Origin of the sequence: Acinetobacter sp. TG2027, assembly GCF_000302435.1 — a bacterium.
GTDB lineage: Bacteria > Pseudomonadota > Gammaproteobacteria > Pseudomonadales > Moraxellaceae > Acinetobacter > Acinetobacter pittii.
This window is the reverse complement of the sequence record NZ_AMJN01000031.1, coordinates 129,728-155,882: the sequence shown is the minus strand read 5'-3', so window position 1 is coordinate 155,882 and position 26,155 is coordinate 129,728. Positions and strand designations below refer to the sequence as shown.

General features: G+C 38.3%; 27 protein-coding genes. 6 read left to right on the top strand and 21 right to left on the bottom strand.

Features of this window, described 5'->3' with window-relative positions; translation table 11 throughout:
- Window positions 1-25: 25 nt before the first annotated feature.
- The 9 genes from tolB to B806_RS0106980 all read right to left on the bottom strand — a co-directional run bounded on the left by tolB (window position 26) and on the right by B806_RS0106980 (window position 9,116).
- Complete coding sequence (gene tolB / locus B806_RS0107020; protein WP_002118491.1) at window positions 26-1,306, bottom strand: Tol-Pal system beta propeller repeat protein TolB; 1,281 nt, start codon at window positions 1,304-1,306, stop codon at window positions 26-28.
- A gap of 93 nt (window positions 1,307-1,399) precedes the next feature.
- Window positions 1,400-2,734, bottom strand: a complete 1,335-nt coding sequence (gene tolA, locus B806_RS0107015; RefSeq protein ID WP_017385822.1) for a cell envelope integrity protein TolA — start codon at window positions 2,732-2,734, stop codon at window positions 1,400-1,402.
- Window positions 2,735-2,737: 3 nt separating this feature from the next.
- The gene (tolR, locus tag B806_RS0107010) at window positions 2,738-3,190 is read right to left on the bottom strand and encodes a protein TolR (RefSeq protein WP_017385823.1); all 453 of its coding nucleotides are present in this window, start codon (window positions 3,188-3,190) and stop codon (window positions 2,738-2,740) included.
- The gene (gene tolQ, locus B806_RS0107005; protein WP_016140259.1) at window positions 3,190-3,888 is read right to left on the bottom strand and encodes a protein TolQ; all 699 of its coding nucleotides are present in this window, start codon (window positions 3,886-3,888) and stop codon (window positions 3,190-3,192) included. The genes tolR and tolQ overlap by 1 nt, the downstream gene beginning before the upstream one ends.
- Window positions 3,889-3,912: 24 nt before the next feature.
- Complete coding sequence (ybgC, locus tag B806_RS0107000; protein ID WP_004699892.1) at window positions 3,913-4,320, bottom strand: tol-pal system-associated acyl-CoA thioesterase; 408 nt, start codon at window positions 4,318-4,320, stop codon at window positions 3,913-3,915.
- A 212-nt stretch (window positions 4,321-4,532) separates the two neighbouring features.
- Complete coding sequence (locus B806_RS0106995) at window positions 4,533-5,867, bottom strand: M20 family metallopeptidase (RefSeq protein WP_017385824.1); 1,335 nt, start codon at window positions 5,865-5,867, stop codon at window positions 4,533-4,535.
- Window positions 5,868-6,070: 203 nt separating this feature from the next.
- On the bottom strand, window positions 6,071-7,075 hold the full coding sequence (ruvB, locus tag B806_RS0106990; RefSeq protein WP_002052424.1) for a Holliday junction branch migration DNA helicase RuvB: 1,005 nt from the start codon (window positions 7,073-7,075) through the stop codon (window positions 6,071-6,073).
- Between the two features lie 7 nt (window positions 7,076-7,082).
- Entirely contained in the window at window positions 7,083-7,682 is a 600-nt protein-coding gene (gene ruvA, locus B806_RS0106985; RefSeq protein WP_002118762.1) for a Holliday junction branch migration protein RuvA, read from the bottom strand.
- Window positions 7,683-7,775: 93 nt separating this feature from the next.
- Window positions 7,776-9,116, bottom strand: a complete 1,341-nt coding sequence (locus B806_RS0106980) for a deoxyguanosinetriphosphate triphosphohydrolase (protein ID WP_005067780.1) — start codon at window positions 9,114-9,116, stop codon at window positions 7,776-7,778.
- Window positions 9,117-9,425: 309 nt separating this feature from the next.
- On the opposite strand from B806_RS0106980, the gene purL reads away from it, so the two are divergent.
- Window positions 9,426-13,259: a phosphoribosylformylglycinamidine synthase gene (gene purL / locus B806_RS0106975; protein ID WP_017402791.1), complete on the top strand. Its 3,834-nt coding sequence runs from the start codon at window positions 9,426-9,428 to the stop codon at window positions 13,257-13,259.
- A 77-nt stretch (window positions 13,260-13,336) separates the two neighbouring features.
- Window positions 13,337-14,536 carry a multidrug effflux MFS transporter gene (locus B806_RS0106970; protein ID WP_017402790.1) on the top strand — a complete coding sequence of 400 codons (1,200 nt, stop codon included), beginning with the start codon at window positions 13,337-13,339 and terminating at the stop codon, window positions 14,534-14,536.
- Between the two features lie 80 nt (window positions 14,537-14,616).
- Here B806_RS0106970 and B806_RS0106965 read toward each other — a convergent pair whose 3' ends face one another.
- Together B806_RS0106965 and B806_RS0106960 are read right to left on the bottom strand one after the other, a co-directional pair.
- On the bottom strand, window positions 14,617-15,594 hold the full coding sequence (locus B806_RS0106965) for a HEPN domain-containing protein (RefSeq protein WP_017385827.1): 978 nt from the start codon (window positions 15,592-15,594) through the stop codon (window positions 14,617-14,619).
- Window positions 15,587-16,750, bottom strand: a complete 1,164-nt coding sequence (locus tag B806_RS0106960) for a DUF262 domain-containing protein (protein WP_017385828.1) — start codon at window positions 16,748-16,750, stop codon at window positions 15,587-15,589. The genes B806_RS0106965 and B806_RS0106960 overlap by 8 nt, the downstream gene beginning before the upstream one ends.
- 224 nt (window positions 16,751-16,974) lie before the next feature.
- Here B806_RS0106960 and B806_RS20170 point away from each other — a divergent pair, with 224 nt between their 5' ends.
- The gene (locus B806_RS20170; protein ID WP_005307535.1) at window positions 16,975-17,100 is read left to right on the top strand and encodes a KGW motif small protein; all 126 of its coding nucleotides are present in this window, start codon (window positions 16,975-16,977) and stop codon (window positions 17,098-17,100) included.
- A gap of 68 nt (window positions 17,101-17,168) precedes the next feature.
- The gene (locus tag B806_RS0106950; protein ID WP_017386330.1) at window positions 17,169-17,486 is read left to right on the top strand and encodes an NIF3 1; all 318 of its coding nucleotides are present in this window, start codon (window positions 17,169-17,171) and stop codon (window positions 17,484-17,486) included.
- Here B806_RS0106950 and B806_RS0106945 read toward each other — a convergent pair.
- Window positions 17,483-18,283 carry an enoyl-CoA hydratase-related protein gene (locus tag B806_RS0106945; protein WP_017386329.1) on the bottom strand — a complete coding sequence of 267 codons (801 nt, stop codon included), beginning with the start codon at window positions 18,281-18,283 and terminating at the stop codon, window positions 17,483-17,485. The genes B806_RS0106950 and B806_RS0106945 overlap by 4 nt on opposite strands.
- A 109-nt stretch (window positions 18,284-18,392) precedes the next feature.
- Here B806_RS0106945 and B806_RS0106940 point away from each other — a divergent pair, with 109 nt between their 5' ends.
- Complete coding sequence (locus B806_RS0106940) at window positions 18,393-18,968, top strand: nicotinate-nicotinamide nucleotide adenylyltransferase (protein ID WP_079381036.1); 576 nt, start codon at window positions 18,393-18,395, stop codon at window positions 18,966-18,968.
- A gap of 11 nt (window positions 18,969-18,979) precedes the next feature.
- On the opposite strand, the gene B806_RS0106935 is transcribed toward B806_RS0106940, so the two are convergent.
- From B806_RS0106935 to dapD, 8 genes are all read right to left on the bottom strand, one after another.
- Window positions 18,980-19,342, bottom strand: a complete 363-nt coding sequence (locus tag B806_RS0106935) for a glyoxalase/bleomycin resistance/extradiol dioxygenase family protein (RefSeq protein ID WP_017386327.1) — start codon at window positions 19,340-19,342, stop codon at window positions 18,980-18,982.
- Between the two features lie 11 nt (window positions 19,343-19,353).
- A complete protein-coding gene (locus B806_RS0106930; RefSeq protein ID WP_017402789.1) occupies window positions 19,354-19,923 on the bottom strand; it encodes a CAP domain-containing protein in 570 nt (189 codons plus the stop codon).
- 118 nt (window positions 19,924-20,041) lie between these two features.
- Window positions 20,042-20,503 (bottom strand): peroxiredoxin, encoded by a 462-nt coding sequence (locus B806_RS0106925; protein WP_002118936.1) that lies wholly within the window; start codon window positions 20,501-20,503, stop codon window positions 20,042-20,044.
- Window positions 20,504-20,520: 17 nt separating this feature from the next.
- Window positions 20,521-21,207, bottom strand: a complete 687-nt coding sequence (locus B806_RS0106920) for a diphthine--ammonia ligase (protein WP_017386325.1) — start codon at window positions 21,205-21,207, stop codon at window positions 20,521-20,523.
- A 96-nt stretch (window positions 21,208-21,303) separates the two neighbouring features.
- A complete protein-coding gene (locus tag B806_RS0106915) occupies window positions 21,304-21,720 on the bottom strand; it encodes a hypothetical protein (RefSeq protein ID WP_005073124.1) in 417 nt (138 codons plus the stop codon).
- A 16-nt stretch (window positions 21,721-21,736) separates the two neighbouring features.
- The gene (gene queC / locus B806_RS0106910; protein WP_017386324.1) at window positions 21,737-22,405 is read right to left on the bottom strand and encodes a 7-cyano-7-deazaguanine synthase QueC; all 669 of its coding nucleotides are present in this window, start codon (window positions 22,403-22,405) and stop codon (window positions 21,737-21,739) included.
- A gap of 40 nt (window positions 22,406-22,445) precedes the next feature.
- Window positions 22,446-23,156 (bottom strand): 7-carboxy-7-deazaguanine synthase QueE, encoded by a 711-nt coding sequence (queE, locus tag B806_RS0106905; RefSeq protein ID WP_017386323.1) that lies wholly within the window; start codon window positions 23,154-23,156, stop codon window positions 22,446-22,448.
- 98 nt (window positions 23,157-23,254) lie between these two features.
- Window positions 23,255-24,076 (bottom strand): 2,3,4,5-tetrahydropyridine-2,6-dicarboxylate N-succinyltransferase, encoded by an 822-nt coding sequence (gene dapD / locus B806_RS0106900; RefSeq protein ID WP_002118664.1) that lies wholly within the window; start codon window positions 24,074-24,076, stop codon window positions 23,255-23,257.
- Between the two features lie 295 nt (window positions 24,077-24,371).
- Here dapD and carO point away from each other — a divergent pair, with 295 nt between their 5' ends.
- Window positions 24,372-25,121: an ornithine uptake porin CarO type 1 gene (gene carO, locus B806_RS0106895; RefSeq protein WP_014207379.1), complete on the top strand. Its 750-nt coding sequence runs from the start codon at window positions 24,372-24,374 to the stop codon at window positions 25,119-25,121.
- Window positions 25,122-25,213: 92 nt separating this feature from the next.
- Here carO and B806_RS0106890 read toward each other — a convergent pair whose 3' ends face one another.
- Window positions 25,214-26,137, bottom strand: coding sequence for a CysB family HTH-type transcriptional regulator (locus tag B806_RS0106890; protein ID WP_002118601.1), 924 nt, complete (start codon window positions 26,135-26,137; stop codon window positions 25,214-25,216).
- Window positions 26,138-26,155 lie beyond the last annotated feature (18 nt).

The window sequence follows — 26,155 nt, the reverse complement described above, 5'->3', positions numbered from 1 at the left end:
TCATCTCCGTCAATGGAATTAAAAGTTATTTTGGTGCCCAGGCTGGTTCACGTACTTCACCTTGTTCGCTTGGCAAATTCATACGAAAACGTCCATCAGTAGACATAATAGACAACAAGCCACGGTTGCCTTCACGAGTTGCGTAGACCACCATTTGCCCATTTGGTGAGAAACTTGGTGATTCATCTAAACTAGTTGGGGTAAGAATATTGGTGATGCCAGTATTAATGTCTTGAATTGCAACTTTATAACTGCTGCCACTTGGGCGATGAACAAGTGCAATCTTTTTGCCATCTGCACTCAGAGTTCCACGTGCATTAAATGACCCTTTAAATGTTAAACGCTTTACTGAGCCATCAGCAAAGGTGTAACGATAAATTTGGGCAGAGCCACCACGGTCAGAAGTGAAAATAAAGGATTTTCCATCTGGTGTATAACGTGCTTCGGTATCAATTGCCGAGTCATTTGTCATGCGTTTGACTTGGCGAGTTGATAAATCCATTTGATAAATTTCAGGGTTGCCATTCATAGATGCTGTAAACAGCATTGATTGGCCATCTGGTGAGAAACTTGGTGCGCCGTTTAGGCCTCTGAAACTAGTAAGAACTTCACGTGTTCCAGTTGATAAATCCTGTAAATAAATTGCTGGACGTTTAGTTTCAAAAGAAACATAAGCAATTTTTTTAGCATCTGGTGTCCATGCCGGAGAAAGAATTGGATCACGAGACGATAAAACAGTCTTTGGTTGTTCACCATCCGTATCTGCAATTTGTAATGTATAACGCTCAGCAGGTGTTGCAGGGTTTCTTAGTACATATGCAATACGGCCACTAAAGTCACCTGGAATACCAGTAAGTGCTTGATAAATAGCATCACTTACCATATGACCAGCCTGACGTATGCGAGCAGCTGGTACATTTAAAAGTTCATTTAAAATGTATTGTTGCTTTTGTACATCATAAAGTTGGTAGTGAACTTCAAAACCTGTCGCTGTTTGTTTAATTTGACCCGTAACTACATATGGAATACCCGCGGCTTGCCAGTCAGAAGCTTGAATCTGATTAATTGCAGCATTGGCAGGTAAATTTTTAGATGAGCTTGTAAAGCGCCCAGAACGGTTTAAGTCTGTTTCAACAATAGGATAGAGCCCATTGTCGTTGGTAAACGGGACAATAGCAATTTTGGGTGCCTGATCTGGTGCTTTGGCAATTTCCAGATATAACTGGGCAAAAGCAGTGGTAGAAGCAATAGGGCTTAAGGCAGTGATCAGTGCTAAAGATAGCAGGTGTTTGCGGCTCGTATTCATAAGTTTAAAGTCATAGCAGGTATTTTTGTGACTGTTGATTTTGTAGCATAGTTACATGCCTTAAACTATTTAAAGCATGTAACTCTTTCAAAATTATTGCGCTCTAAATGTAGAGCTAACACTTCTTGCTTCACGTCTTGCATCTGGATCTGATGGCATAGGATAGGGCGCTGCGGCTTGAATTGCAGCTTTAATACTTGCGTCTAAGGCATCATCACCACTTGAACGTGTGATCACAATAGAGTTAACGCTTCCCGAATCGGAGAGAGTGAAGCGAACACCAACTGTTTTACCACTACTGCCAGTTGGAACGTCCCAAGAGCGTCGAATTTTTTGTTCAAAATCGCGTCTAGCTGAAGAAGCAACTTTTTTAGCTTCAGCTTTCTTTTGAGCTGCTTCTTCTTGTGCTTTTTGAGCAGATGCAGCTTTGGCTTCGGCCTCTGCTTCAGCTTTACGCTTAGCATCGTCAGCAGCTTTTTGCTTGGCTTTAGCGTCAGCCTCAGCTTTGCGTTTAGCATCGTCAGCAGCCTTTTGCTGTTTGGCTTTCGCATCGGCCTCAGCTTTACGTTTAGCTTCGTCAGCAGCTTTTTGTTGCTTAGCTTCAGCTTTGCGTTTAGCGTCGTCTGCAGCTTTTTGCTGCTTGGCTTTAGCATCTGCTTCAGCTTTACGTTTAGCCTCATCTGCAGCTTTTTGCTGTTTGGCTTTAGCAGCAGCTTCAGCTTTGCGTTTAGCGTCATCGGCAGCTTTTTGTTGCTTGGCTTTAGCATCTGCTTCAGCTTTTCGCTTAGCTTCTTGTTGTGCTTGAAGCTTAGCATTTTCGGCCTTTTGAGCTTCACGTTTTAATTTTGCATCAGCCTCAGCTTTACGTTTAGCGTCTTCAGCAGCTTTACGAGCTTCACTTTGCTCTTGCTTAGCTTTGGCATCTGCTTGAGCTTTTGCCGTTTGTTCGGCCTTGCGCTTTTGTTCGGCTTCTGATTTTGCTTTAGCTTCAGCCTGCTGTTTTTGTATTTCCTCTTTACGTTGCTGTTCCGCTGCTTGTTTCATTTTTGCAGCTTCTTCAGCTTTACGTTTTTGCTCAGCTAACTTAGCTTGTTGTGCCTGTTCGGCCTTTTGCTGTTGGGCAGCAAGTTGTTGAGCTGTTGGAGGAGGAGGCGTAGTCGGAAGATTTTGAGGAAGCGTTTCATCCACAACAGGGGCTAATACCTCTTTTGCTTCATTGGTAGCTGTAGTCTCTTGTTCAACTTCTTTTGCTAAAGGAGGAGGCAAATCTTCTGGCTTAACTAAAATAGTTGTTAGCTTTTTTGGCTGTTCAGGTGGTTTACTCAAGCCTAAAAAAAGCAAGCCAACAATGGCAATTGCATGAACTCCGAGTGTAAAGCTCAATGCAATCGCATTTTGTTTAAAGGGCGGCTTTTGATTTTTGTTCATAGCTTATTTTAAAGGCTCTGTCAGAAGGCCAACTTGAGTTAAACCTGCTTCTTGTAAACTCGCCATCAATGATACGACTTCACCATAAGGACGAGACTTATCACCATTGACTAAAACTGTGAGTTGTTTGTTTTCTTGTTCAGCTTGTTTTTGAGCATCGCTTAAAACTTCTTCAAGTTTTTCACGAGATAATGGTTCATTATCTTTGTAATTTTCATACTGGAGATAAATATTGCCATCTTTGCCAATTGTTACCATGGCTGGCATATCTTTTGATTCGATTGGATGGTTATTTGCTTGAGGTAAATCGACCTTGATACCACTGGTAATCATAGGGGCAGTTACCATAAAAATAACCAAAAGCACGAGCATAACGTCAATATAAGGTACGACGTTCATATCACTTTTTAATGGTTTTTTTATGCGCTCAAAGCGCCCTGAACGCTGAATTGCCATTATGCATCTTCCTGTGATGAACCCACAGATTGACGTTGCAATAAAGCAATCATCTCTTCAGCAAATAAAGCGCGATCAGAATAAACACTTTCACTTTTAGCAGTGAAATGGTTAAAAGCTAATACAGCAGGAATTGCGGCAAACAAACCAATTGCAGTTGCAATAAGTGCTTCGGCAATACCTGGTGCAACAGTTGCTAGAGTTACCTGATCAACCGCAGCTAAACCGATAAAGGCATTCATAATACCCCAAACAGTACCGAATAGACCGATGTACGGTGCTACAGAACCGATACTTGCTAAAGTACCTAAGCCGTATTCTAAATGGCTCTGATCACGACTCAAACCTACACGCAAAATACGTTCAGTGCCTTCAATTGTTTGTGAAACAGGAGCCTGACGCTTTTTAAGTTTAAAAAATTCGCTCAACCCTTGATAAAAAATATCTTCAAGCCCAGAGCGCTTTGAGTTGAGTTGAGCATTGTTATAAAGCGTATTGAGTTCGGCACCAGACCAGAACATTTTTTGGAAATGTTCATCGTCTTGATGTGCTTTTTTATAACTCATATGTAACTTGGCAATCAGATACCAACTAAAGATTGATGCTAACAATAAAATTAGCATGACCAACTGAACGACTGGACTTGCTTGTAAAATAAGGTCAGAAATATGCAGGGTTGATTCAATGTTTGTTGCCATAGGTTACATATGCCGGTTGTTTTTTTAGTCTTGTTCCAATTCTTTACGAATAAGATCACGTATTTCTTCTGGAAGACGACGAGCTACAAGTTCTTTACTTAAACATGCCAACTCAACCTCGCCAGAAGCAAGCAAGATTTCACCACGATAAATATTTTGTTGCAACACAAATGACGCAGCTTTACATGAAACTACACGTGCTGTAACAGTAATTAAATCATCCATTAAAATAGGACGCATGTATTTTACGTCAATTTTGTGTACGACAAAGTTGTAGTCTTTTTGATGCCAGTAATGATCAACGCCAGAAGCACGGAGCCATTCAGTACGGGTACGTTCCATATAGCGAATATGGTTGGCATGGTAAACAATACCACCTGCGTCCGTATCTTCAATATAAACACGAATGTTGAATTCAAAATGATTCGCCATGAGAGTATTCCGTTTTAGTTCACTATAGAGCTTTATATTTAAAATATGGCTTTGAATAAAACATCAGCTCTATTCAACAGCCATACATCTGCTTTTAAATACGGGGCAGTTTAGCAGATTGCATACTAAGTCCTATGGCACAACCTTTCAATTGCGGTTGCTGTATTTCTAATCTAAAAACGCTATATCTTATGGCTAGCAAGCTTTTTAAGTTAAGAAGGCTTCCATGAAGTTTGAACTTGTTTTGATATATTCGGATAATCTAATACGAATCTTACATGTAGCTCGGTCCCAGTTTTTAAAGCCTTGTTATCTACAATAAAATAAGGGCTATGATTTGGTGCCGCCTGAGTTAAGTCTTGATTTTCTGGTGTTGCACCCAAGAAAACAAAGAATGACGGCATTAACTTGCCATAATAGGCAAAATCTTCACTTGCGCTTGCATTATGATCTAAAACATGGAGTTTTGAATCGCCAACAACTTTGGCCAGGGTTGGCTGAATAAATTGAGTGAGCGCTTTGTCGTTCATGGTTACTGGAGCGTAAGGAGCAATTTCAACTTTGGCGGTCACGTCATTGGCTTGAGCGTTATGCTCTATCATGGCAGGTAAACTTTTTAAGATATTTGCCCGTATCTGTTCGTTATTAGAACGAATAGTACCGATCATATTGACCTGTTCAGGAATCACATTTCCTGCCGTACCCCCTTGAATGTTACCGATGCTGACAACGCCCATGCCTTGGGTGAGATCAGTTCTTCGACTAATAAGGCTCTGTAAATTATTAATCATTTGTGCCGATGCATAAATCGGATCTCTACCTAACCAAGGGGTTGAGCCGTGAACCTGCTTGCCGTTGACCTGAATACGCAAGTGATCTGCACTATTTAAAATGGCACCATCTTTATAATAAAGGTGCCCACTTTGCATACCAGATATGACATGCATTCCAAAAATAGCCTCGGGTTTATAATCTCTAAATGCGCCATCTGTGATCATTTTTCTTGAACCTATTTGATCACCCTGCGTAAAGTTGTCTATATCTGCTCCACCTTCTTCAGCGGGTTGAAAAACAAAGACAACCGTACCCGATATTTTATCTTTATTCGCAGCCAGAATTTTTGCTGCACCTAATAACATTGCTGTGTGTGCATCATGTCCACAGGCATGCATCACATAAGTTTCTTTACCTTGATAAATTGCTTTTTGTTTACTCGCAAAGGGAACACCACTTTTTTCTTCCATAGGTAGTGCATCCATATCGGCTCTAAGTGCAATAATAGGGCCGGGTTTATTCCCTTTTAAAATGCCAATAACACCTGTTTTCGCATAACCTGTTTTGACTTGAATGCCATAGGACTTTAATTCTTTTTGAACTAGTGCAGATGTTTTAAATTCCATATTGCCAAGTTCAGGATGCTCATGAATATGTTGTCTTAATTGAATTACCTGATTTTCATTTTGTTGTGCAGCATCTTTTACCCAATCTGCTAGGCTCAGCTGGCTCATTAAAGCGAGTGGAAAAATCAAAGCGGCTTTTTTGTACATATCCTTATCCTAAAAATATTATTGTTCATAAGATTTGCATCTAGATTTCTTATAATTCAGTTTTTTAAAATATTAAAAAATCAATAAGGTATAAAGAAAGACTTAAAAGGTATAGAGTGGCTAATTTATTGATAAGACAATTATTATTTTAATTGGATAGAGAGATTAAATTAAAAAAGGAAGAGAAAATTCTCTTCCTTTGATTAGTTTTTAGGCTCAGGCGGTGTCATTCCAAACTGTAAATAAGATTGGTTAGTTGCAATCCGACCTCTTGCAGTACGCATGACATAACCTTGTTGAATTAAATAAGGTTCAATCACGTCTTCAAGCGTACCGCTGTCTTCAGCCATCGCTGCTGCAAGCGCTTCAACTCCAGCAGGGCCACCATCAAAACGTTCGAGTAGCATGCTCAAATAACGTCGGTCTAGGGTATCTAGGCCAGCTTTATCAACATTGAGCATATCAAGCGCACGCTGTGCCATTTCATGGGTCACTTCGCCTGTGCCTTTCACTTGGGCATAGTCACGAACACGTCGTAATAAACGGTTGGCGATACGAGGTGTTCCGCGTGATCGGCGTGCTACTTCTTCTGCGCCTTCAACTGTAATGGGTACATCCATTAGGTTTGCAGAGCGTGACACAATGTGAGTCAAGTCTTCTACAGAGTAAAACTCAAGACGTTGCACAATACCGAAGCGGTCACGTAGTGGTGAGGTCAGTAAGCCCGCACGTGTGGTGGCAGCGACGAGTGTAAAAGGGGGTAAATCGAGTTTAATTGAACGAGCAGCAGGGCCTTCACCAATCATGATGTCGAGTTGGTAATCTTCCATTGCTGGATAGAGGATTTCTTCAATCACTGGTGAAAGACGATGAATCTCATCAATAAATAAAACATCGCCTTCTTCAAGATTAGTCAGCATTGCCGCTAAATCGCCTGCACGTTCCAAGACAGGCCCTGAAGTCGATTTGAGGTTGCCACCCATTTCACGTGCAATAATATTAGCTAGTGTGGTTTTACCTAAGCCGGGCGGACCAAAAATCAGTGTGTGGTCGAGAGCTTCACCACGACCACGAGCAGCGCCAATGAAAATTTCCATTTGCTCGCGTACGACTGGTTGCCCAATATAGTCGGCAAGAGAAGTTGGTCGAATAGCCCGATCAAAATGATCTTCAGGTTTTTCTGTTCCACTGATTAGACGGTCTTGCATAAGTGTTTTACTTCATCATGGATTTGAGAGCAGCGCGAATAATATCGGCTGATTCTGTGTAATCGGCTTTAACCGCAGCAACAGCTTTTTGTGCTTCAAGTGGCTTATAACCTAAAGATTGCAAAGCAGCTTCTGCTTCTGCAACAGGAGAGTTTGCAGCAAATTGAATTTGAGGCATGGTCGCCACAGTTGAAGTGCCTTGAGCCAATGTTTTGAAACGGTCACGGAGTTCAATCATTAAACGTTCAGCTGTTTTTTTGCCAACCCCTGGAACTTTGACCAGCGTATTAATATCATCATGTTCAATGGTGTGAACCAATAACTCAACACTTAGCGTCGATAAAATACCCAATGCCATTTTCGGACCGACACCGTTTACTTTTAATAAGGTGCGGAAAATTGTTTTCTCTTGAGCATCACTAAAACCGTAGAGTTGTTGAGCATCTTCACGAACAACCAAATGCGTCCATAACGTAACTTTCTGGCCTTTTTGTAATTGGCAAAATGTTGAAAGTGGCGTATCAATTTCATAACCCACACCGTTTACATTTAGTAAGACAGTAGGGGCTTCTAGGGCAAACACTTCGCCAATTAAACATCCGATCATAGCGTAATTTCACTTATTCATAACTGTAAATCTGGTCGTTCTAAAATGAATTGAAAACGACACTAGTTTTATTTCTTTCTATATCAAGCCAGCTTAAAACAAACCTATTTTATTGCCTTGTAGCTCTTGCGCCAAGCTATAAGCCTGATGATCTGAGAACTTACTGATAATATCGAGGACTTGCATGATATTGCTGTAGTGATTATTGCTAAAGTTAGCACCATATAGATTAAGGATAGACATTAAACGTTGTTCTTTAAAGCTTAAAGATTTATGCGGTGTTGTGAGCGGTACAAATGCATCCAAAATCGTTTGCAAACTTTGATGAGCAATAATTTCTAAACCCGACTTTTGTGGGTGCTCAAAAATTTTATCACGTGCCAGATTCTTGGCAGTTTCGATACCAATTGCAATATCTGGCGAACAATATTGCAAAAGATTTCCTTTAAGCTGACCTGTAATGATTTCGTAGTGATTTTTGGCAAAAGCCGTAGTGACTTCATCAACAAGACGTTTCATAACGCGGCCGCGTAATGCTGAGATTTTTTGTTGCCATGTACTGTTTGGATGAGACAACTCTTCAGGTTGACCATAGTCGGCAATAAGATTTAAGAAAATAGGTTCAACTTCTTGGTAACTCAGCATATTCAAGACAATGCCATCTTCTAAATCAATTAATGCATAACAAATGTCATCAGCAGCTTCTAGCAGGTAGGTGAGTGGATGACGGCAATAATGATATTCACCGAGTTGAATCAGCCCGAGCTGTTCAGCAATCTGTTTTAAAATTTCTTTTTCAGACTGATAACAACCAAACTTTGCTCTTTGATGGGAAGGGCGGTCACCCTGCGAAGCAATTGTTTTTGAAAGCCATGGATATTTTAGATAAGCACCTAAAGTTGCATAAGTTAAGCGCATACCGCCATCATTTGGATGATAGTCAATGCGACTTAATAAACGTAATCCTTGAGCATTACCTTCAAACTGACGTACATCGGCTTCTTCTTCGGGACTTAGCTTTTTTAAAAAATCATCATGTGAGGCATCATCGAACCATTCACGAATTGCATATTCACCCGCATGCCCGAAAGGGGGATTACCTATATCGTGGGCCAGACAAGCTGCCTGAATAATTGCCCCGACATCGGCAGGTGAAATCCAAACGGGTAATTCATCTTTTATTTTTTCTGCGGCAAGCATACCCATTGAGCGACCAATACAGGAAACTTCAAGGGAGTGTGTTAAGCGGGTATGAATGCCATCATGCTGTGCTAAAGGGTGAACCTGTGTCTTACGGTTTAACTGACGAAAACTTTGAGAAAATATAATGCGGTCATAATCTTTATGGAATGGGCTACGAGCCAGTTCTGTACTACTTTTTTTGCTACCTAAACGAACTGCAGACAGCAGCTCTAACCAACGCATTTGTTCCATTTATCATTATTCAAAACTATAAAACCTGATCATGCCAAAAAAAACTTAAAAGCACTAGCTTGGTGCGACATAGTTTGTCTTAGTTCGGGTTTTATTATGTTATTGAATAAACATGCAACAATTTATTTTTAGCAAGAATGACTAAAAAAATGATTTTGAACAAAAAACAAATCACTTCTTGCAGAATTAGGTTACAGAATACTGATTCTACATCTAGCTGATTTTAGCAAGAAGCAGTAGAATATGCGCTCTCTCTAAAGTCACATTGCGGTAAGGTTCACAAGACCTGCCCGTGGAGCCAAAATCAACATGTTTATCGTGGCCGGTGCAGCAGCACATTCTTCTTTTAAGAAAGCTCAACTATTAACACGTTTATCGTCAATTAGTTCTGTTCAATCTTTTGACAGCCAATGGGTCTATTTGTTTGATCAAGCGCTCAACGAGCAGCAACATCAATCTGCTTTGCAATTATTGAATGACGGTGAGTCTTTTGAACTTCGTCAATCTGCAAGTGATGAGATTCAGATTTTAGTTACACCACGTGTGGGTACTATTTCACCCTGGTCTTCTAAAGCAACTGATATTTTCAAAAACTGTAATACGCCAGTACACCGTTTAGAACGTGGTCTTTTATTCACGTTAAAAGGCGTTACTGAAATTACGAATGAAGTTAAACAAGTACTTCACGACCGTATGACAGAAACAGTTTTTGCTCAAATTGAAGATGCAAAAGCATTATTTTCAGAAACAGCTCCAAAACTATTAAATTCAATTGATATCTTGGGCCAAGGCAAAGAAGCTTTGGTTAAAGCGAACAATGAGTTCGGTTTTGCGCTTTCTGAACAAGAAATTGATTATTTAACAGAAGCATTCGGTAAGCTTGGTCGTAATCCAAATGATATCGAATTGATGATGTTTGCACAGGCGAACTCTGAACACTGTCGTCATAAAATCTTCGGTTCTGAATGGACAATTGATGGTGAAAAACAACCATTATCATTGTTCCAGATGATTAAAAACACTTACAAAGAATCACCAACTGACGTTTTATCTGCATACAAAGATAATGCTTCTGTAATTGTGGGTTATGACACGATGCGTTTTTATCCAAAAGCGGATGAAAATGGTCACTTTGTTTATAAATATAAGAGCCAAGCAGCTCATATTTTAATGAAGGTTGAAACTCATAACCACCCAACAGCAATTTCTCCATTTGCTGGTGCTGCTACTGGTTCAGGCGGTGAAATCCGTGATGAAGGTGCAACTGGTCGTGGTGGTAAACCAAAAGCTGGTTTAACGGGCTTTACAGTTTCTAACTTAAATATTCCTGGTTTTGAACAACCGTGGGAAGAAAACTACGGTAAACCTTCACGTATGGCATCGCCATTACAAATCATGATTGAAGGTCCATTAGGTGGTGCGGCATTTAACAACGAATTCGGCCGTCCTGCATTAAATGGTTATTTCCGTACTTTCGAACAAAATGTAAATGGTGAAGTGAAGGGCTTCCATAAACCAATCATGATCGCTGGTGGTTACGGTAACATTCGTCCTGACCATGTAGAAAAAGATGCGATTCAACCTGGTGACTTGCTCATTGTATTGGGTGGCCCTGCAATGTTAATCGGTCTTGGTGGTGGTGCAGCATCTTCTGTAGACAGCGGTACAATGGGTGAAAGCCTTGATTTCGCATCTGTACAACGTGAAAACCCAGAAATGGAACGCCGTTGTCAAGAAGTGATCGATACATGCTGGCGCTTAGAAGACTTCAACCCAATCGTTTCTGTACACGACGTTGGTGCGGGTGGTCTATCAAATGCTATGCCTGAACTTGTGAATGACCATGAGTTAGGTGCAGTTCTTAACCTTCGTAAGATTCCTTCATTAGAACCGGGCATGAGCCCAATGGAAATCTGGTCAAACGAAGCACAAGAGCGTTATGTTCTTGCAATTCGTCCAGAGTCTTTAGAACAGTTCGAATCAATCTGTGCTCGTGAACGTTGTCCATTTGCCGTGTTAGGTGAAGCAACTGAAGCTCGTCATTTAACTGTTGAAGATCCATTGTTCCAGAACAATGCAGTTGATATCCCAATGCAAGTAATGCTTGGTGGTACACCGCGTATGCAACGTTCTTATGAAACAATTGAGCGTAAAGGTAACGAGTTTGACGCTTCAAAAGTTGATTTGAAAAATGCGATTTTCCGTGTATTGAAAAATCCTACAGTTGCTTCTAAATCATTCTTGATCACCATTGGTGACCGCTCAATTACAGGTATGGTTGCACGTGATCAAATGGTTGGTCGTTGGCAGATTCCTGTTGCGGATGCAGCAGTAACGACGACAAGCTTACAAGGCTTCACTGGTGAAGCAATGGCGATGGGTGAACGTCCGCCAGTAGCATTGTTAAATCCAGCAGCATCTGCTCGTTTGGCAGTTGCTGAAGCAATTACTAATATTGCATGTGCAAACATTGAACAGATTAGCGATATCAAACTTTCTGCAAACTGGATGGCTGCTGCTGGTCAAAAAGGTGAAGACCAAGCATTGTTTGAAGGTGTGAAAGCGATTGGTATGGAAATGTGTCCTGCTTTAGGAATTGCGATTCCTGTAGGTAAAGACTCGCTTTCAATGCGTACTACTTGGAACGAAAACGGTGAAGACAAAGCTGTAACATCTCCAATGACAGGTGTAATTACTGCATTTGCTCCAGTAACAGATGTTCGTAAAACTTTAACACCTGAACTTAAGAATTTAGAAGATTCAGTACTTGTACGTATTGATTTATCTAAAGGCCAGTTCCGTTTAGGTGGTTCGATTCTTGCGCAAGTATATAAAGCAATCGGTTCAATCACTCCAGACGTTGATAGTTTTGATGATTTCAAAGCGTTCTTTGCTTTAATTCAAGATTGGAACAACCGTGGCTTGATTCAAGCTTACCATGACATCGGTGATGGTGGTTTACTCGCAACTGTTGCTGAAATGATGTTCGCTGCACGTTTAGGTGTTGCATTAGAAGACCAAACTCCAGCAAGTTTATTTGCTGAAGAAATTGGTGCAGTTCTTCAAATTAAGGCAACTGATTGGGACGCTTTACAAGCAGAAGTTGCTGCATCTAGCTTGAAAGATGCAATTGCTGTAGTTGGTCGTGTAAACAACACCGATCAATTATCTGTAAACGGTTTGACTTTAGAGCGTGCAGAATTGCAACAAGCTTGGTCTGAGGTATCTCATCAGATCCAACGTTTACGTGATAACGTAGAAACTGCTGACCAAGAATTTGCTTTAATTGCAGATAAATCACATCAAGGCTTAATTGCTAAACCAACATTTGACTTGAATGAACCTATTGAAGCACCGTTCATTAACACACGTCGTCCTAATATGGCGATCTTGCGTGAGCAAGGTGTAAACGGTCATATTGAGATGGCAGCAGCCTTTGATAAGGTTGGTTTCAATACCGTTGACGTGCACATGAGTGATTTACTTGCTGGTCGCGTTAGCCTAAGTGATTTTGAAGGTTTAGTGACTTGTGGCGGTTTCTCTTACGGTGACGTAATGGGTGCTGGCGGAGGCTGGGCAAAATCTGTATTGTTCAATGCGAAATTACGTGATCAGTTTGAACAGTTCTTCCATCGTGAAGACACGTTTAGCTTAGGTATCTGTAATGGTTGCCAAATGTTGTCACAATTAGCGCCACTTATTCCAGGTGCTGAACACTGGCCACGTTTCCACCGCAATATGTCAGAAGTCTTTGAAGCACGTAGCGTAAACGTTCGTGTTGAAAAATCTGTTTCTGTATTGCTTAATGGAATGGAAGGTTCGATTTTACCGATTGCTGTAGCACACGGTGAAGGTCGTGCAGTTGCGAGTGAAGCTGATATTGCAGGCTTGAATGCAGCTAACCAAGTTGCTTTGCGTTATGTTGACAGCCACGGCAACCCGACTCAACATTATCCATTGAACCCAAATGGTTCACCTGAAGCGATTACTGGTGTAACGTCTAAAGATGGTCGTGCAACAATTATGATGCCGCACCCAGAGCGTACATTCCGTGCAATTCAACACTCTTGGAGTCCAGAAGAGTGGACTGAAGATGGTGCATGGTTACGTATGTTCCGTAATGCACGTAAGTTTATTGGTTAATATAAAAATTGAAATAAGCCACCGCAAGGTGGCTTATTTGTATGTAGTACGATATTAATAAATAGCAGAGAAGAAAAATGAAATCAAAAATCCATTTCCATGAATTTGCACTTCTGATGGCATTGCTCATGTCTATTGTTTCTTTTTCAATAGATGCAGTCCTACCTGCTTTGGGCGAAATCGGACGAGTTTTTGACTTAAAAAATAATAATCAGACACAGTGGGTCATTATTGGTATTTTTTCCGGTATGACGATTGGTCAATTGATTGCTGGCCCTCTATCCGATGCGATTGGCCGTAAACGTATTTTATTCACAGGAATTTTTATTTACTTTCTAGGAAGTTTGTTGTGCTTTACCACACAAAGTTATGAATGGTTTCTAGTTGGACGTTTCATTCAAGGGGTTGGCGTATCAGGTCCTTACGTAGCTTCTATTTCAATTGTTAGAGATAAATACAGTGGGGCTCAAATGGCCCGCATCATGTCTTTAATTATGATGGTGTTTATGGTTGCCCCAGCAATTGCACCAAGTTTAGGACAGCTCATTATCCATTTCTTTGGTTGGCGTGAGATCTTTGTTTTATATATGGTCTATGCCACAGTTGTGGGGGCATGGGTTGCTTTACGTTTGGAAGAGACGTTGCTTCCCGAAAATCGGTTACCTATGCGCCTACAAGCATTTCAGGAAGGTTTTAAAGAAGTGGTGAGTAACAAAACCACTATGAGCTATTTGCTATGTGCAGGTTTTTGCTTTGGTGGATTCATTGGTTACTTAGGTACTTCTCAGCAAATTTTTATGCAGCAGTTTGGGAAAACAGGGCAAGAGTTTAGTGCTTATTTTGCTGTGCTTGCAGGTGTAATGGGAGTCGCTTCATTTACAAACTCTAAAATTGTTATGAAGTTTGGTATGCGTCCAATCTGTATTTACGGCTTTCTAGGTTTGTGCTTAATTTCTTTAGTTTTCTTAGGAGTTCAACTTTTAGGTGTGGCTGTTTCATTCTGGATGTTTATGCTTTATGCCTGCATTTTATTTTTATTATTTGGAACTTTATTTGGTAATTTAAACGCGATTGCAATGGAACCAATGGGGCATGTCGCTGGAATGGCATCGGCTATTATTGGTGCAGCTTCCTCTGTCTTGTCACTTATTCTTGCCTCTATTATTGGGCAGTTATATAACGGTACATTAATTCCAATGACTTGTGGTTTTGTCATTTTGTGTGGTTTGGCTTTCGCTATGACAATATATGAGAAAAAGTCATTAAGATTCACATAAAATATTGAATATAGAGGGTGCAAAATCTCTGTGTTTTCTAGTCCAATTACTAATGGCTGACTAATTTAGCCAGTTGTTTACTAATTATAATTAATATAGATATTCGATCCTTTAGGAATGGGCATATTAAACTTTATTCCTAGTTCATATTCATGACTGGTAATTTTCATTTCATTAATACTAATATTATTATCATGTAATGACTCAATTGTGGCTAGAAAACAATTATTGTTAGTTGAAACTAAAACTTTGGAATCTATATTGATAAAACAATCCTTATTACAACTTATAATATATGCCTCATGTTTCTTAAAGTATTCGGTAATAACTCCTAAAGGGGTAATTAAAGAAAGATCTTCTTTTAATAGAATTACCGATTTCCTAAAATAAGATGAAATAACTTGGATAATTGCAATAATTAAATCTAAATATCCATCTAATGAAGTATCTCCAGGTAGATTTTCGAGTGATCTATGAGAGGCTTCATTTCTTAAATCAATAAAATTTTTCAAATCACTTTCTAATGAAGCAAATTTGTTTTGAGGTGATGGAAAAATTTTTTCTAAAACTGGATGATGTGATACCCAAGAATGAAAATTTTTTAAATCAACTTTTATAAATGCAAGATTTATAGTTTGGAGTCTATAATTCTCTTCTTGTCTTGTTAGTGCTTCAGTTACAAAACGGTAATTCTTATTATTATGTATAGCATCATAATACCATTTTACGACATCTTCATGAGTTAAATGCTGATATCTTTTATGTTCCAGTTTGCTCAAAATGTGTGAAATACCAATCCGATATTCTTTATGGAATTCTGAAGATAATTTAGAAAATTCTTGTATTTCACTTAATATATCAAGATAGTCTGCGATAATTGTATTAATAAAATTTTCAAAAATCGCATAGGTCTTAGTAATTGTGGAAGAAAGATAAAACTCTTTAGTAATTAATCTTTCAAGTGATGGTAAAGTATCTGTAATTCCTTGATGAGTAGAAATCAGATTTTTTATAACTTCTATTTTTTGTATTGAGTTATTTTCTAAAGCATCAAACATCTTCGGTGCAAACCTTTTCAAAAATTTTTTTAAAGTAATCAATTCTATTTATTAAATCTTGTTTTGTACTTGCACGACCAGTTAAAGCAGAGATTCCTTCTTCATTAAATAGTTTTATAGTTAGTTCATTTATACGATCTTTCTTACTTATTAAAATTTCAAATTTATCAGAAAAATATGATAATGCGACCATTACACCATCATACACACCTTTAACGGGATTTTTTGAATATCGTCCTTCCTCATATGTTTTAAATATATTGATATTATAAATAGCATAAGCTGTATCTATTGTTTTATAATATAATTCTTTTAAAAATATACAATCTTCAGCAGTAAAATCCTTACTTCTAATCATATATAAGTCTAGAAAATCTTGTATTCCATAACGAAATTTATCCATATGCCTTAATGCAAAAAATCTTAAAACTACTTCAATATCTTCCATTTTTTTAAAAAAAGATTTTTCGTAAATTGGAAGCTTATGATTTTCAAGTTCTTCCTCAATAAATTCATCTAAGCCCCATATTTCTCTAAATAAATTATATCTTGCAATTTCAAAAAGAGTATCATTGAATAAACCAGAACCTAATGAATTCCTTAATTCTTGTCTTTCTAATTTAACACCGCCAGTATTCAATCTTTCAAAAACGAGTTGACGTAAGAATATTGCATCCTCATCATGAGGAGCTGATTCTTTTAATAGAACTATTGATGATATTGACCTTCTATCTAATCCAGCGCGAATTTTATTAGGTAAGTCAGAATATCTCATGCCATTTAATTCTGGCCATAGGTCTAGTTCTTGGAGAGCAAATTTATTAGCATAAAAGTCAGCTATAGCTGTGATACGTTGTTGTCCGTCCATTACCTCATATGAATTGTATGATTTTTCATATAGAAAAATAGGTGGTACAGGTATATTAATAATAAATGATTCGATCAATTTTGATTGTCTAGCTTCATCCCATCTTGATCGTCTTTGATAAAATGGGCGTACTTCCATATAATCATCTCGACGTAATGCATCTATGAAATTAGGTAGTTTTTCACGATTTGTCTCAGTGACAATGCGGTGCTCTCCCTTTTCATATTTTTCATTTATTTCAGAAGTTGACATTTTTTCTTTTCTATCACTAGAAGGAGTATCCCACATCTTTTTTTCTGAAGAAGATAAAATTTTTTCCATAAGAATTAAATATATATAATTTGCATAATATTATAGTAAAAATTACTTCAAATTTAAACGTTAAAAAGTAATTTTCATTTCACTATAATAATGAATAACTATGAAACGGATAGGAAATTAAATAAAGGATTATTTAATAGATGGCTTATTTTTTGCTTTATATTTTTAATGATAAAAAATCGGAGATCAAAATGATGAAGAATGAAAATCACATAAAAACGTTTTATAAAAAAGATATGGGCTGGCGTTTATTTGGCTTAGCGCTTGCGATTCAAATACTCTTTATTGGAGCAAATTATTTGGTAATGATGAGCTGACTTTGATTTAGAAGCTTTTTTAAAGGTATGATTTAAAGTAAGTTCACTAGTTTTGAGTCATTCTACCTATGTTAAAGCTGATTTATTACGTGCCTGATTCACATCTTGAGTCGACTAAACAAGCTATTTTTTCTGCTGGTGCGGGTGGTATCGGTAATTATGAACACTGCGCATGGCAAGTGAAAGGAATAGGGCAATTTAAACCAGTCAAAGGTGCAGATCCTTATATCGGAGAGCTGGGTGAACTTGAACAAGTTGATGAGTGGCGCGTTGAAACAATTGTAATTGAAGCAAATGCAAAGGCTGTAGCAAAAGCATTAAAGGCAAGCCATCCTTATGAAGAGCCTGCCTTTGAGTTTATTCAAATCATAGAAGTTGATTTTTAATTAAACTGCGAGAAATCTGGTTTACGTTTCTGCATAAATGCTTGTACAGCTTCTAGCATTTCTGGAGATTGAACGCGTTGCATAAAGATTTCAGCTTCATGGTCAATACATTCAATAATTTGATCTAAATCATGTTTCATCAATGCTTTGGTTTGTTTTAATGAGGCAAGTGGTAAAGCTGCTAAATGTTGAGCGGTTGCCTGAGCAGATGCATAAGCATCTTCAACGACTTCATTCACTAAACTTGCTTGTACCGCGGTTTCTGCATTAAATTTTTTCGTAGTAAATAGCAGTTCAGCTGCTTTGTGATAACCCGCTTGTTTAACCAATAGTTGGCTTGCACCGCCTTCTGGAGAAAGGCCAAGGCTTACAAATGGAATTTGGAAAAGGGCGGTATTGTCAGCAAAAACTAAATCTGCATGTAATAAAATCGTAACACCAATACCAATAGCCACACCTTTTACTGCAATAATAAGCGGCTTCGATAATCTAGCAGCAGATTTAAGGAGTACAAACGGAGGAACTTGACCTGCTGGGCCTAGATTAGGATTTTGTACAAAACCCATAAAATCTTTCATGTCATTACCAGCGGTAAAATCTTGCTCTACACCACGTAGAACGATTACTCGTACATCTTTGTCTTGGTCAGCTTCATCAAGTGCTTTGGCAATCCATAAGTAAAGTTCGCCATACAGTGCATTTTTTGCTTCTGGACGATTTATGGCTAAGGTGAGTACGCCACCTTCTAAATTTGCGTGTAAATGTTGATGAGGTTGTTGAATACAGCTAAGTGTCATCGTACTATCCTTGCTTTAAACCACGTTGTTAATTTTTAGGTTCTCATTATGGCGCATATTTTTTGTAATGCGGTTAACTGGTGAGTTCATAAAAAGTGAAAATCTAATTATGTATAAATTTGACTATCTCGTTTTTATAGGGCGTTTTCAACCATTTCATTTAGCTCATATGCAGACAATTGAAATTGCCTTACAACAAAGCCACTATGTCGTTTTGGCATTAGGTTCTGCTCAAATGGAACGTAATATTAAAAATCCGTTCTTAGCAGTAGAGCGCGAGCAAATGATCTTGTCAAATTTCTCGTTAGAAGAGCAAAAACGCATTCGTTTTGTACATGTAGTAGATGTTTATAATGACGAAAAATGGGTAAAACAAGTTAAATCTTTAGTGAATGGCGTAATTGAACCGAACTCAAAAGTTGGTTTGATTGGACACTTTAAGGATGAGTCTTCATATTATTTACGACTATTTCCTGAGTGGATTATGGTTGAACTTAATAGTTTAAAAGACTCTATCTCGGCAACGCCAATGCGTGAAGCTTATTATCGTGGTGAAATCCAAACGGAATTTTTCCCTGTAGGAACTATTCAATTTTTGGATGAATTTAAAAAAACACGCACTTATCAACAGTTGCAACAACGTTTTGAAGAAGATGATCGTTCTAATCTCGATGATTGTGAATAAATGTATATCGATTAAGCATCTGCCCAAAAGATAATTCGGTTTGAAAAAGGATCGGTGATACTGAGTTCAAGTGTCTCCCAATCTGTTTTTTCAACTTGAGGCTTAGAAAATTTATAATTTTTTTGGCTTAGTTCACTGTGCAACTCATAAATATGTTCCCAATAAATACGGATCGCACTATGTGGACTTACATCACCAAAATGCTCGGATAAATGAATTACGCAATCATCTTTAGAAATTTGTAAATATAATGGAAAGTTGTCTTCAAATTGGTGTTGCCAATCAAGCTGAAAACCTAAGAACTCAAGATAAAATGATTGAGCTAACTCGACATCAAAAATTCTTAAAATAGGGGTGATCGAACCTGATTGCATCTTTTTTCCTTTTAACGTGTACCAAATTGTTGAGTCCAATAGCTCTTTTGTTTTACAGATTGATCAGAAGCACAAGCAATTGCGTAAGTTGTAAATTTAGGGTTCATTAGGTTACTACAATGTAGGGGACTCGACAGCCATCTAGACATCACTTCATCTAATGTTTTCTGTACACTCGCGACATTTTCACCATTGGCTTTACCGAGTGTATTATAAATTTTCAAACGTGATTTTAAATCTAGTCCCGTGGAGCCAACATGTCCGAGAAAGTTGTGTGTTGCCATATCTTTACTATGAGAAAGTGCACCTTTATATAAATTATTACTCCAACTTAATGGTCTGGTTGCAGCGAAATGTTGTTGTCCACATTGGCGTGATTGCTGGCGAATCTGATTGATTATTTTAAGTACAGCTTGTTGATAGGCCGGGTTTTGTAAATCTTGGCAACTTATTTTTATAGGTGGAGTTTCAACTTGTGCGGTAGATGGTGTAATTGAGGGCGGCATACCGGATGAACTAACGGAGCAAGCAGAGATAACAAGACCACTAGACAGTAAATTACAAACTTTGAGCAGACTCATGTAAATACCTTAGCGTGAATTATTCTAATGTCTTTATCATACGCCAAAGTAAAGGAGTAAGTAATTTGTTCATATACAAAAAACGAGCATTATGCTCGCTTTTTGTTTCTTAAGTTTATTAAGCTGTTTGTAGAGCTTTTAAGTCTTCTAGAACTTGCTCTGCATGCCCAGCTGCTTTAACTTTGCGATAGCTTTTAACTAAAGTTTTGTTATGGAAAATAAAAGTAGAACGTTCAATGCCCATTACTTTCTTTCCATACATATTCTTTTCTTTAATCACATCAAAGTGATTACAAAGAATTTCTTCTTTATCACTGATCAGATCAATAGTAAGTGCTTGCTTCTCTGTAAAATTTTGATGGGCTTTTACCGAGTCACGTGAAATACCGAAAATACGGGCACCTAAAGCATCAAACTGATCTTTCAAACAAGAAAAACCCACTGCTTGTGTTGTACATCCTGGTGTTGAATCTTTAGGATAGAAGTAAATGATTAGCCATTCATTTTCGACTTCGGTCAAGTTCACTTCGCCGTGTGTAGTAGGGAACACCTGATTTGGCAATTGAATATTCTCAGACATTTCTTATCCTTTAAAAGTTAAATTTGATCTAATTCAAGTGGTAAAAAAGCGTATTCCTCATGATAAACAATATTGAGTTTTCTTACAGGGATTGCTTTGTTAAAAATTGGTCCATCAATCACAGTTGTATGAAATTCACCGCCCTCACCACATAGATCAATGCCACGGTTCTCAAGCTCTTGGATATATTCTAAAGTTAAGGTTTTACCTAAATCTTCTATCTTCATCCCAAGTTTAAGGTTTACGGTCACCACTACACTCTGGAATCCAAGTTGAATAAATTCTTCAACAACTTCACGATGCGGACGTAGCCAAAGAGGCATTCCTAATTGAAGACCTACTTGTTGCGTTACTCGATCATGCCAACAGCCGTGTTCAGGCAGATCAAGGTCACCTGTAACCAGTACCTCGGCTCCTTGTTGTTTTGCTTGATTGAGTAATTCAATAAACTTTACTTCATAGTCATTCCAACTTGATGAAGCCATAAACACGGGCAAGCCGATTGCTTTAGCTTGCGCTTGAATAATATCAAGAGGCATGGCATGTGAGCGAGAACGTTGGCCTTGTTCTTCTAGCATTACGATCAACCCAATCACTTCGCCTGTCTGCATTGCATGGTAGAGTGCTAGAGAACTATCTTTGCCTCCACTAAATGAGACAATAGACCTTTTATGGTTAGCATTAGTTTTCCATTGTTCTTGCATAGCTTACATCAAATGAATTGGTCAAAAGTGCTGTCATTTTAACAGAGCTATAAAAAAGCCTGCAAAAATGCAGGCTTAATTTGGAACATTAAAATCTTATTTTTTAGGAGCTTGTTGTTGAGCTGCCTTCATTGCATCTTCAGTTAACTTTTCAAGCTTAGTTGTTAACTGAGGACCAAAACATGCTTTAAGATCACGGTTTTGTTGTTGTACAAATCCTAGAGAACTTGGGCTTTTCTTCGCATTGATTGCGCTTTGGATTTCCCATTTTTGTGCTTCAGTCACTTTACCTTGTGCTTCAACTTGGCAGCTACAGAATTTGCTAACTTCAGATGAACTTAACTTGCCGCCTTTAGCAGTTTGTTCTTTACAAACGTTAACTAATGCACCTTTAACATTAGTGCTTTTATATGCCGCTTGAACTGGGTTTTCAGCTGCTTGAGCTGAACCCGCCATAAGTGCAGCTGCTGAGAATAAAGATGAAAGAATAAGATTTGATTTTAACAACTTCATAAATTTTACCTACTTATTACGGTATATAGCGTGTTGGATCGGTAACACCAGCATCGATAAAGCCTTCTTTACGCAAACGGCAACTGTCACATTTACCACACGCACGTCCTTGAGCATCTGCTTGGTAGCAAGATACCGTTTGACTATAGTCTACGCCATGTTCAATCCCTAAACGTATGATATTCGCTTTGGATAAATGTAACAGGGGTGTTTCAAATTTAAGTGGTTTTCCTTCTACGCCAGCTTTAGTTGCTAAACGGGCCATATTCGCAAAAGCATCAATAAATTCAGGACGACAATCAGGATATCCTGAATAATCAACAGCATTGATACCAATAATAATAGCTTCAGCATTAAATACTTCGGCTGCTGCTAGAGCATAAGAGAGGAAAATAGTGTTACGCGCTGGTACATAAGTTACAGGAATACCTTCTTGTAACTGTTCTGGTACTGCAATGTTGTGATCTGTAAGTGCTGATCCACCTAAATTAGCGAGATCAATATTAATTACACGATGTTCAACACCTGAACGCTGAGCTAATGCTTTTGCAGCATCAAGTTCAGTGGTTGAGCGTTGACCATACATAAAACTAATAGCAATACATTCATAGCGCGCTTGTGCCCAAGCTAGGCAAGTGGTTGAGTCTAAGCCGCCTGAAAGTAAAACAATGGCACGAGAGCGCATATTTTTCTCCATATTCGGAATGATTTATTTTATTGAGTGATTAACGACCTGATTCATCGTTCCAAAGCAGTTTATGTAACTGAAGTTGGAAACGAACAGGTAATTTATCATCAAGTATCCACTGTGCCAGATCACGTGCTAGACGTGGCAGGCCTACAGCACCTTTTTCAACCGCAAAGGCAGGGGAGAACCAAACGGTACTGACTTTGGTTTGCAGTTGATATTTTTCAACTTGTTGTTTTGACCATTCATAGTCTTCACGATTACAAATCACAAATTTGATTTGATCACGTGGTGTTAAATGGTCAAGATTACTGATGAGATTGCGATGTTCTTCACCAGAAGTTGGAGTCTTTAAATCTAGGACTTTTGAAACACGGGGATCCACTCTTGATACATCAAGAGCGCCACTGGTTTCTAAAGAGACGTCAAAATCTGCCTCACATAAACGTTGTAATAAAATCAAACAGTTTGGCTGAGCAAGAGGTTCACCACCTGTTACACAAATATAAGGTGTTTGAAATTGTGTAGCTGTTTCAATGATATGTTCAAGTGAAAAACGTTCGCCACCTTCAAAGGAATAGGTGGTATCGCAATAGCTACAACGTAATGGACAGCCTGTTAGACGGATAAATACAGTCGGTAGGCCAGAGGCATTTGCTTCACCCTGCAACGAGTAAAAAATCTCGGTAATGCGTAAACCGGACGCAGGGTCTGAGACAGGAATTGCAGAGGAACGTAAGGAAGCCATTCTAGAAATACCACACTATATAAAAAATAAAATCTCTACGATCAGTTTGATCGTAGAGATGAGGAGCGATTAAAGCTCCGCAAGAGAGTTATAACAAATTAGTCAGCGCGTAACAAATCGTTCAAGCTTGTTTTTGAGCGTGTTTGCGCATCAACTTTTTTCACGATAATTGCAGCATATAAGCTGTAAGTACCACATTTAGATGGCAAGCTGCCTGAAACTACAACTGAACCTGCTGGTACACGACCATAATGGATTTCGCCAGTTTCACGGTCATAAATTTTAGTTGATTGACCAATGAAAACGCCCATTGAAATGACTGAGCCTTCTTCAACGATAACGCCTTCAACGATTTCTGAACGTGCACCGATAAAGCAGTTGTCTTCAATAATAGTTGGGTTAGCTTGTAATGGTTCTAAAACACCACCAATACCTACACCACCAGACAAGTGAACATTTTTACCGATTTGAGCACATGAACCTACAGTTGCCCATGTATCAACCATTGTGCCTTCATCTACATAAGCACCAATGTTGACATAAGATGGCATTAACACCACGTTTTTAGCTTGGAAGCTACCACGACGTGCTACAGCAGGAGGAACAACACGAACACCTGCAGCTTTAAATTGCTCTTCAGTCCAACCAGAGAATTTAGTTTCAACTTTGTCATAGAAACGAAGATCACATGACTCGATTGGTTTATTGTCATTCAGTTTAAATGATAATAAAACAGCTTTTTTTAACCATTGATGAACAACCCATTCACCATTGATTTTTTCAGCAACTCGAAGTGTACCGTTATCTAAACCAGCAATTGCTTCTTCAACAGCTTGGCGAATTTCGCTTGAACAATCTGCTGCAGTAAAATTTGCGCGGTCTTCAAATGCTTGCTCAATGATCGTAGAAAGCTGAGACATGATCTTCCTTCCATAAAAAATTTTAAAGATTTTACACTAATTTGTGACAAGAATCTTTCAAAAAACGTGTTACGTTTAATTGATGATATAAATGAGGTAAATCGAAATAAGCTTATTAGATAATCAAGTGTTTTTTACACAAAAATGATTTGAAAATAAAAATTTAACTCAATTTGTATCAAAAAATAACAGAAATCTAGCATTTTTTGTATAAAAAAGAATCTAAGCTGTCATTATCATGATTTCAGTCACAAGATGAATAAATTAAAAACAAAGCCTTTTTGAGGAGAAAACTATGAAAGCATTACGTGTGTTAGTTACAACAACAGCTTTATTCGCTGCTGGTGCTGCAATGGCAGATGAAGCTGTTGTTCATGACAGCTATGCATTTGACCAAAAACAATTACTTCCTGTAGGGGTGCGTGCTGAGGTAGGTACAACTGGTTACGGTGGTGCTTTATTATGGCAAGCCAACCCATATGTAGGTTTGGCTCTGGGTTATAACGGTGGTGACATTTCGTGGACAGATGACGTCTCTGTAAATGGTACTAAATATGACCTAGATATGGATAACAATAATATTTATCTAAATGCTGAAATACGTCCTTGGGGCGCTAGTTCTAATCCATGGGCTCAAGGCTTATATGTAGCTGCGGGTGCTGCTTATTTAGATAATGATTATGACTTAGCTAAACGTATTGGTAATGGCGAAACATTATCAATTGATGGTAAAAACTATCAACAAGCAGTTGCTGGCCAAGAAGGTGGTGTAAGAGGTAAGATGAATTATGAAAATAATATCGCCCCTTATGTAGGTTTTGGTTTTGCACCGAAATTTAATAAAAATTGGGGTGTATTTGGTGAGGTAGGTGCTTACTATACAGGTAATCCAAAAGTTCAGTTAACTCAATATAATCTTGCTCCTGTGAATGGTAACCCAACGTCTGCTCAAGATGCAGTAGATAAGGAAGAAAATGAAATTCGTAATGACGATAAATACAAATGGTTACCAGTTGGTAAAGTTGGTGTGAACTTCTACTGGTAAGATCAAAAAGAAAAAACGAGCTACGGCTCGTTTTTTTGTACTTAATAAAAATAAATAAAAGAGCAAAAAAGCTCTTTTATTTATTTTAATTTTTATTCATCTGGATAAGCGATTTTCTTAAGCGCTTTAATATCTGCATCAGGTGAGCATAAAGAAATAAATTCGTAACCATAACCGCGTAATAGATGGCCTTTTCGAACCGCAATCCATGTGGTATTAACACCAAAAATATCAGTTTTGGTTTGCTTTAAACGATAATCACGTTCTGTGTCATAAGCCACGTCATTGACAATCCCGACACCCATGCCAAGTTCCACATAGGTTTTGATAACATCGGCATCAAGAGCTGACATTACGATATCTGCATCTAGATGAGCCTCTTCAAACGCTTTATCAATTTTAGATCGACCTGTAAAACCACCATGATAAGTAATGAGTGGATATTCTGCTAAAAGTTCTAGAGTGATCTTATCCGCTTGCACCAGAGGATGATTTTGCGGGGTAATAATACTGTGCTGCCATTGATAGTAAGGAATGCTAGCCAGATTTTCTTCAGTCGTTAAAGACTCGGTTGCAATTCCAATATCCGCTTCACCTTGTAAAAGCATTTCTGAAATTTCGACAGGGCTAGCTTGTTGTAAAATCAAATGAACTTTTGGAAATAATTTCTTAAATTGATTAACGATTGGAGGCAATACATAACGCGCTTGTGTATGCGTAGTTGCGATCGTTAGTGTTCCTTCATCAACCTTATTAAAATCTTCAGCAAGTCGTTTAATATTTTCAGCATCCACTAACATGCGTTCAACAATGCTAAGAAGTGACTGTCCTGGTTCAGTTAAACCTAAAAGGCGTTTACCTTTACGAACGAAAAGTTGAACACCTAATTCATCTTCTAAATCTTTGATGTGTTTACTTACACCCGATTGAGATGTGTAGAGTGCAGCCGATGCTTCCGTCAAGTTAAAGTTTTGGCGTACTGTTTCTCGGATAATTCTTAATTGTTGAAAGTTCATTTACACTTTTCCTCAAAA

Bases quoted from the DNA above. Each gene is read 5' to 3' on its own strand.
- B806_RS0106930 (WP_017402789.1), bottom strand. From the start codon at position 19,923: ATGAGTCTGCTCAAAGTTTGTAATTTACTGTCTAGTGGTCTTGTTATC.
- B806_RS0106950 (WP_017386330.1), top strand. From the start codon at position 17,169: ATGTTAAAGCTGATTTATTACGTGCCTGATTCACATCTTGAGTCGACT.
- B806_RS0106925 (WP_002118936.1), bottom strand. From the start codon at position 20,503: ATGTCTGAGAATATTCAATTGCCAAATCAGGTGTTCCCTACTACACAC.
- B806_RS0106995 (WP_017385824.1), bottom strand. From the start codon at position 5,867: ATGTACAAAAAAGCCGCTTTGATTTTTCCACTCGCTTTAATGAGCCAG.
- B806_RS0106890 (WP_002118601.1), bottom strand. From the start codon at position 26,137: ATGAACTTTCAACAATTAAGAATTATCCGAGAAACAGTACGCCAAAAC.
- ybgC (WP_004699892.1), bottom strand. From the start codon at position 4,320: ATGGCGAATCATTTTGAATTCAACATTCGTGTTTATATTGAAGATACG.
- B806_RS0106970 (WP_017402790.1), top strand. From the start codon at position 13,337: ATGAAATCAAAAATCCATTTCCATGAATTTGCACTTCTGATGGCATTG.
- B806_RS0106945 (WP_017386329.1), bottom strand. From the start codon at position 18,283: ATGACACTTAGCTGTATTCAACAACCTCATCAACATTTACACGCAAAT.
- B806_RS0106940 (WP_079381036.1), top strand. From the start codon at position 18,393: ATGTATAAATTTGACTATCTCGTTTTTATAGGGCGTTTTCAACCATTT.
- B806_RS20170 (WP_005307535.1), top strand. From the start codon at position 16,975: ATGATGAAGAATGAAAATCACATAAAAACGTTTTATAAAAAAGATATG.
- queE (WP_017386323.1), bottom strand. From the start codon at position 23,156: ATGGCTTCCTTACGTTCCTCTGCAATTCCTGTCTCAGACCCTGCGTCC.
- ruvA (WP_002118762.1), bottom strand. From the start codon at position 7,682: ATGATCGGATGTTTAATTGGCGAAGTGTTTGCCCTAGAAGCCCCTACT.
- B806_RS0106915 (WP_005073124.1), bottom strand. From the start codon at position 21,720: ATGAAGTTGTTAAAATCAAATCTTATTCTTTCATCTTTATTCTCAGCA.
- B806_RS0106965 (WP_017385827.1), bottom strand. From the start codon at position 15,594: ATGTTTGATGCTTTAGAAAATAACTCAATACAAAAAATAGAAGTTATA.
- tolR (WP_017385823.1), bottom strand. From the start codon at position 3,190: ATGGCAATTCAGCGTTCAGGGCGCTTTGAGCGCATAAAAAAACCATTA.
- ruvB (WP_002052424.1), bottom strand. From the start codon at position 7,075: ATGCAAGACCGTCTAATCAGTGGAACAGAAAAACCTGAAGATCATTTT.
- tolB (WP_002118491.1), bottom strand. From the start codon at position 1,306: ATGAATACGAGCCGCAAACACCTGCTATCTTTAGCACTGATCACTGCC.
- dapD (WP_002118664.1), bottom strand. From the start codon at position 24,076: ATGTCTCAGCTTTCTACGATCATTGAGCAAGCATTTGAAGACCGCGCA.
- queC (WP_017386324.1), bottom strand. From the start codon at position 22,405: ATGCGCTCTCGTGCCATTGTTTTACTTTCAGGCGGCTTAGACTCAACC.
- B806_RS0106935 (WP_017386327.1), bottom strand. From the start codon at position 19,342: ATGCAATCAGGTTCGATCACCCCTATTTTAAGAATTTTTGATGTCGAG.
- tolA (WP_017385822.1), bottom strand. From the start codon at position 2,734: ATGAACAAAAATCAAAAGCCGCCCTTTAAACAAAATGCGATTGCATTG.
- purL (WP_017402791.1), top strand. From the start codon at position 9,426: ATGTTTATCGTGGCCGGTGCAGCAGCACATTCTTCTTTTAAGAAAGCT.
- tolQ (WP_016140259.1), bottom strand. From the start codon at position 3,888: ATGGCAACAAACATTGAATCAACCCTGCATATTTCTGACCTTATTTTA.
- B806_RS0106960 (WP_017385828.1), bottom strand. From the start codon at position 16,750: ATGTGGGATACTCCTTCTAGTGATAGAAAAGAAAAAATGTCAACTTCT.
- carO (WP_014207379.1), top strand. From the start codon at position 24,372: ATGAAAGCATTACGTGTGTTAGTTACAACAACAGCTTTATTCGCTGCT.
- B806_RS0106920 (WP_017386325.1), bottom strand. From the start codon at position 21,207: ATGCAAGAACAATGGAAAACTAATGCTAACCATAAAAGGTCTATTGTC.
- B806_RS0106980 (WP_005067780.1), bottom strand. From the start codon at position 9,116: ATGGAACAAATGCGTTGGTTAGAGCTGCTGTCTGCAGTTCGTTTAGGT.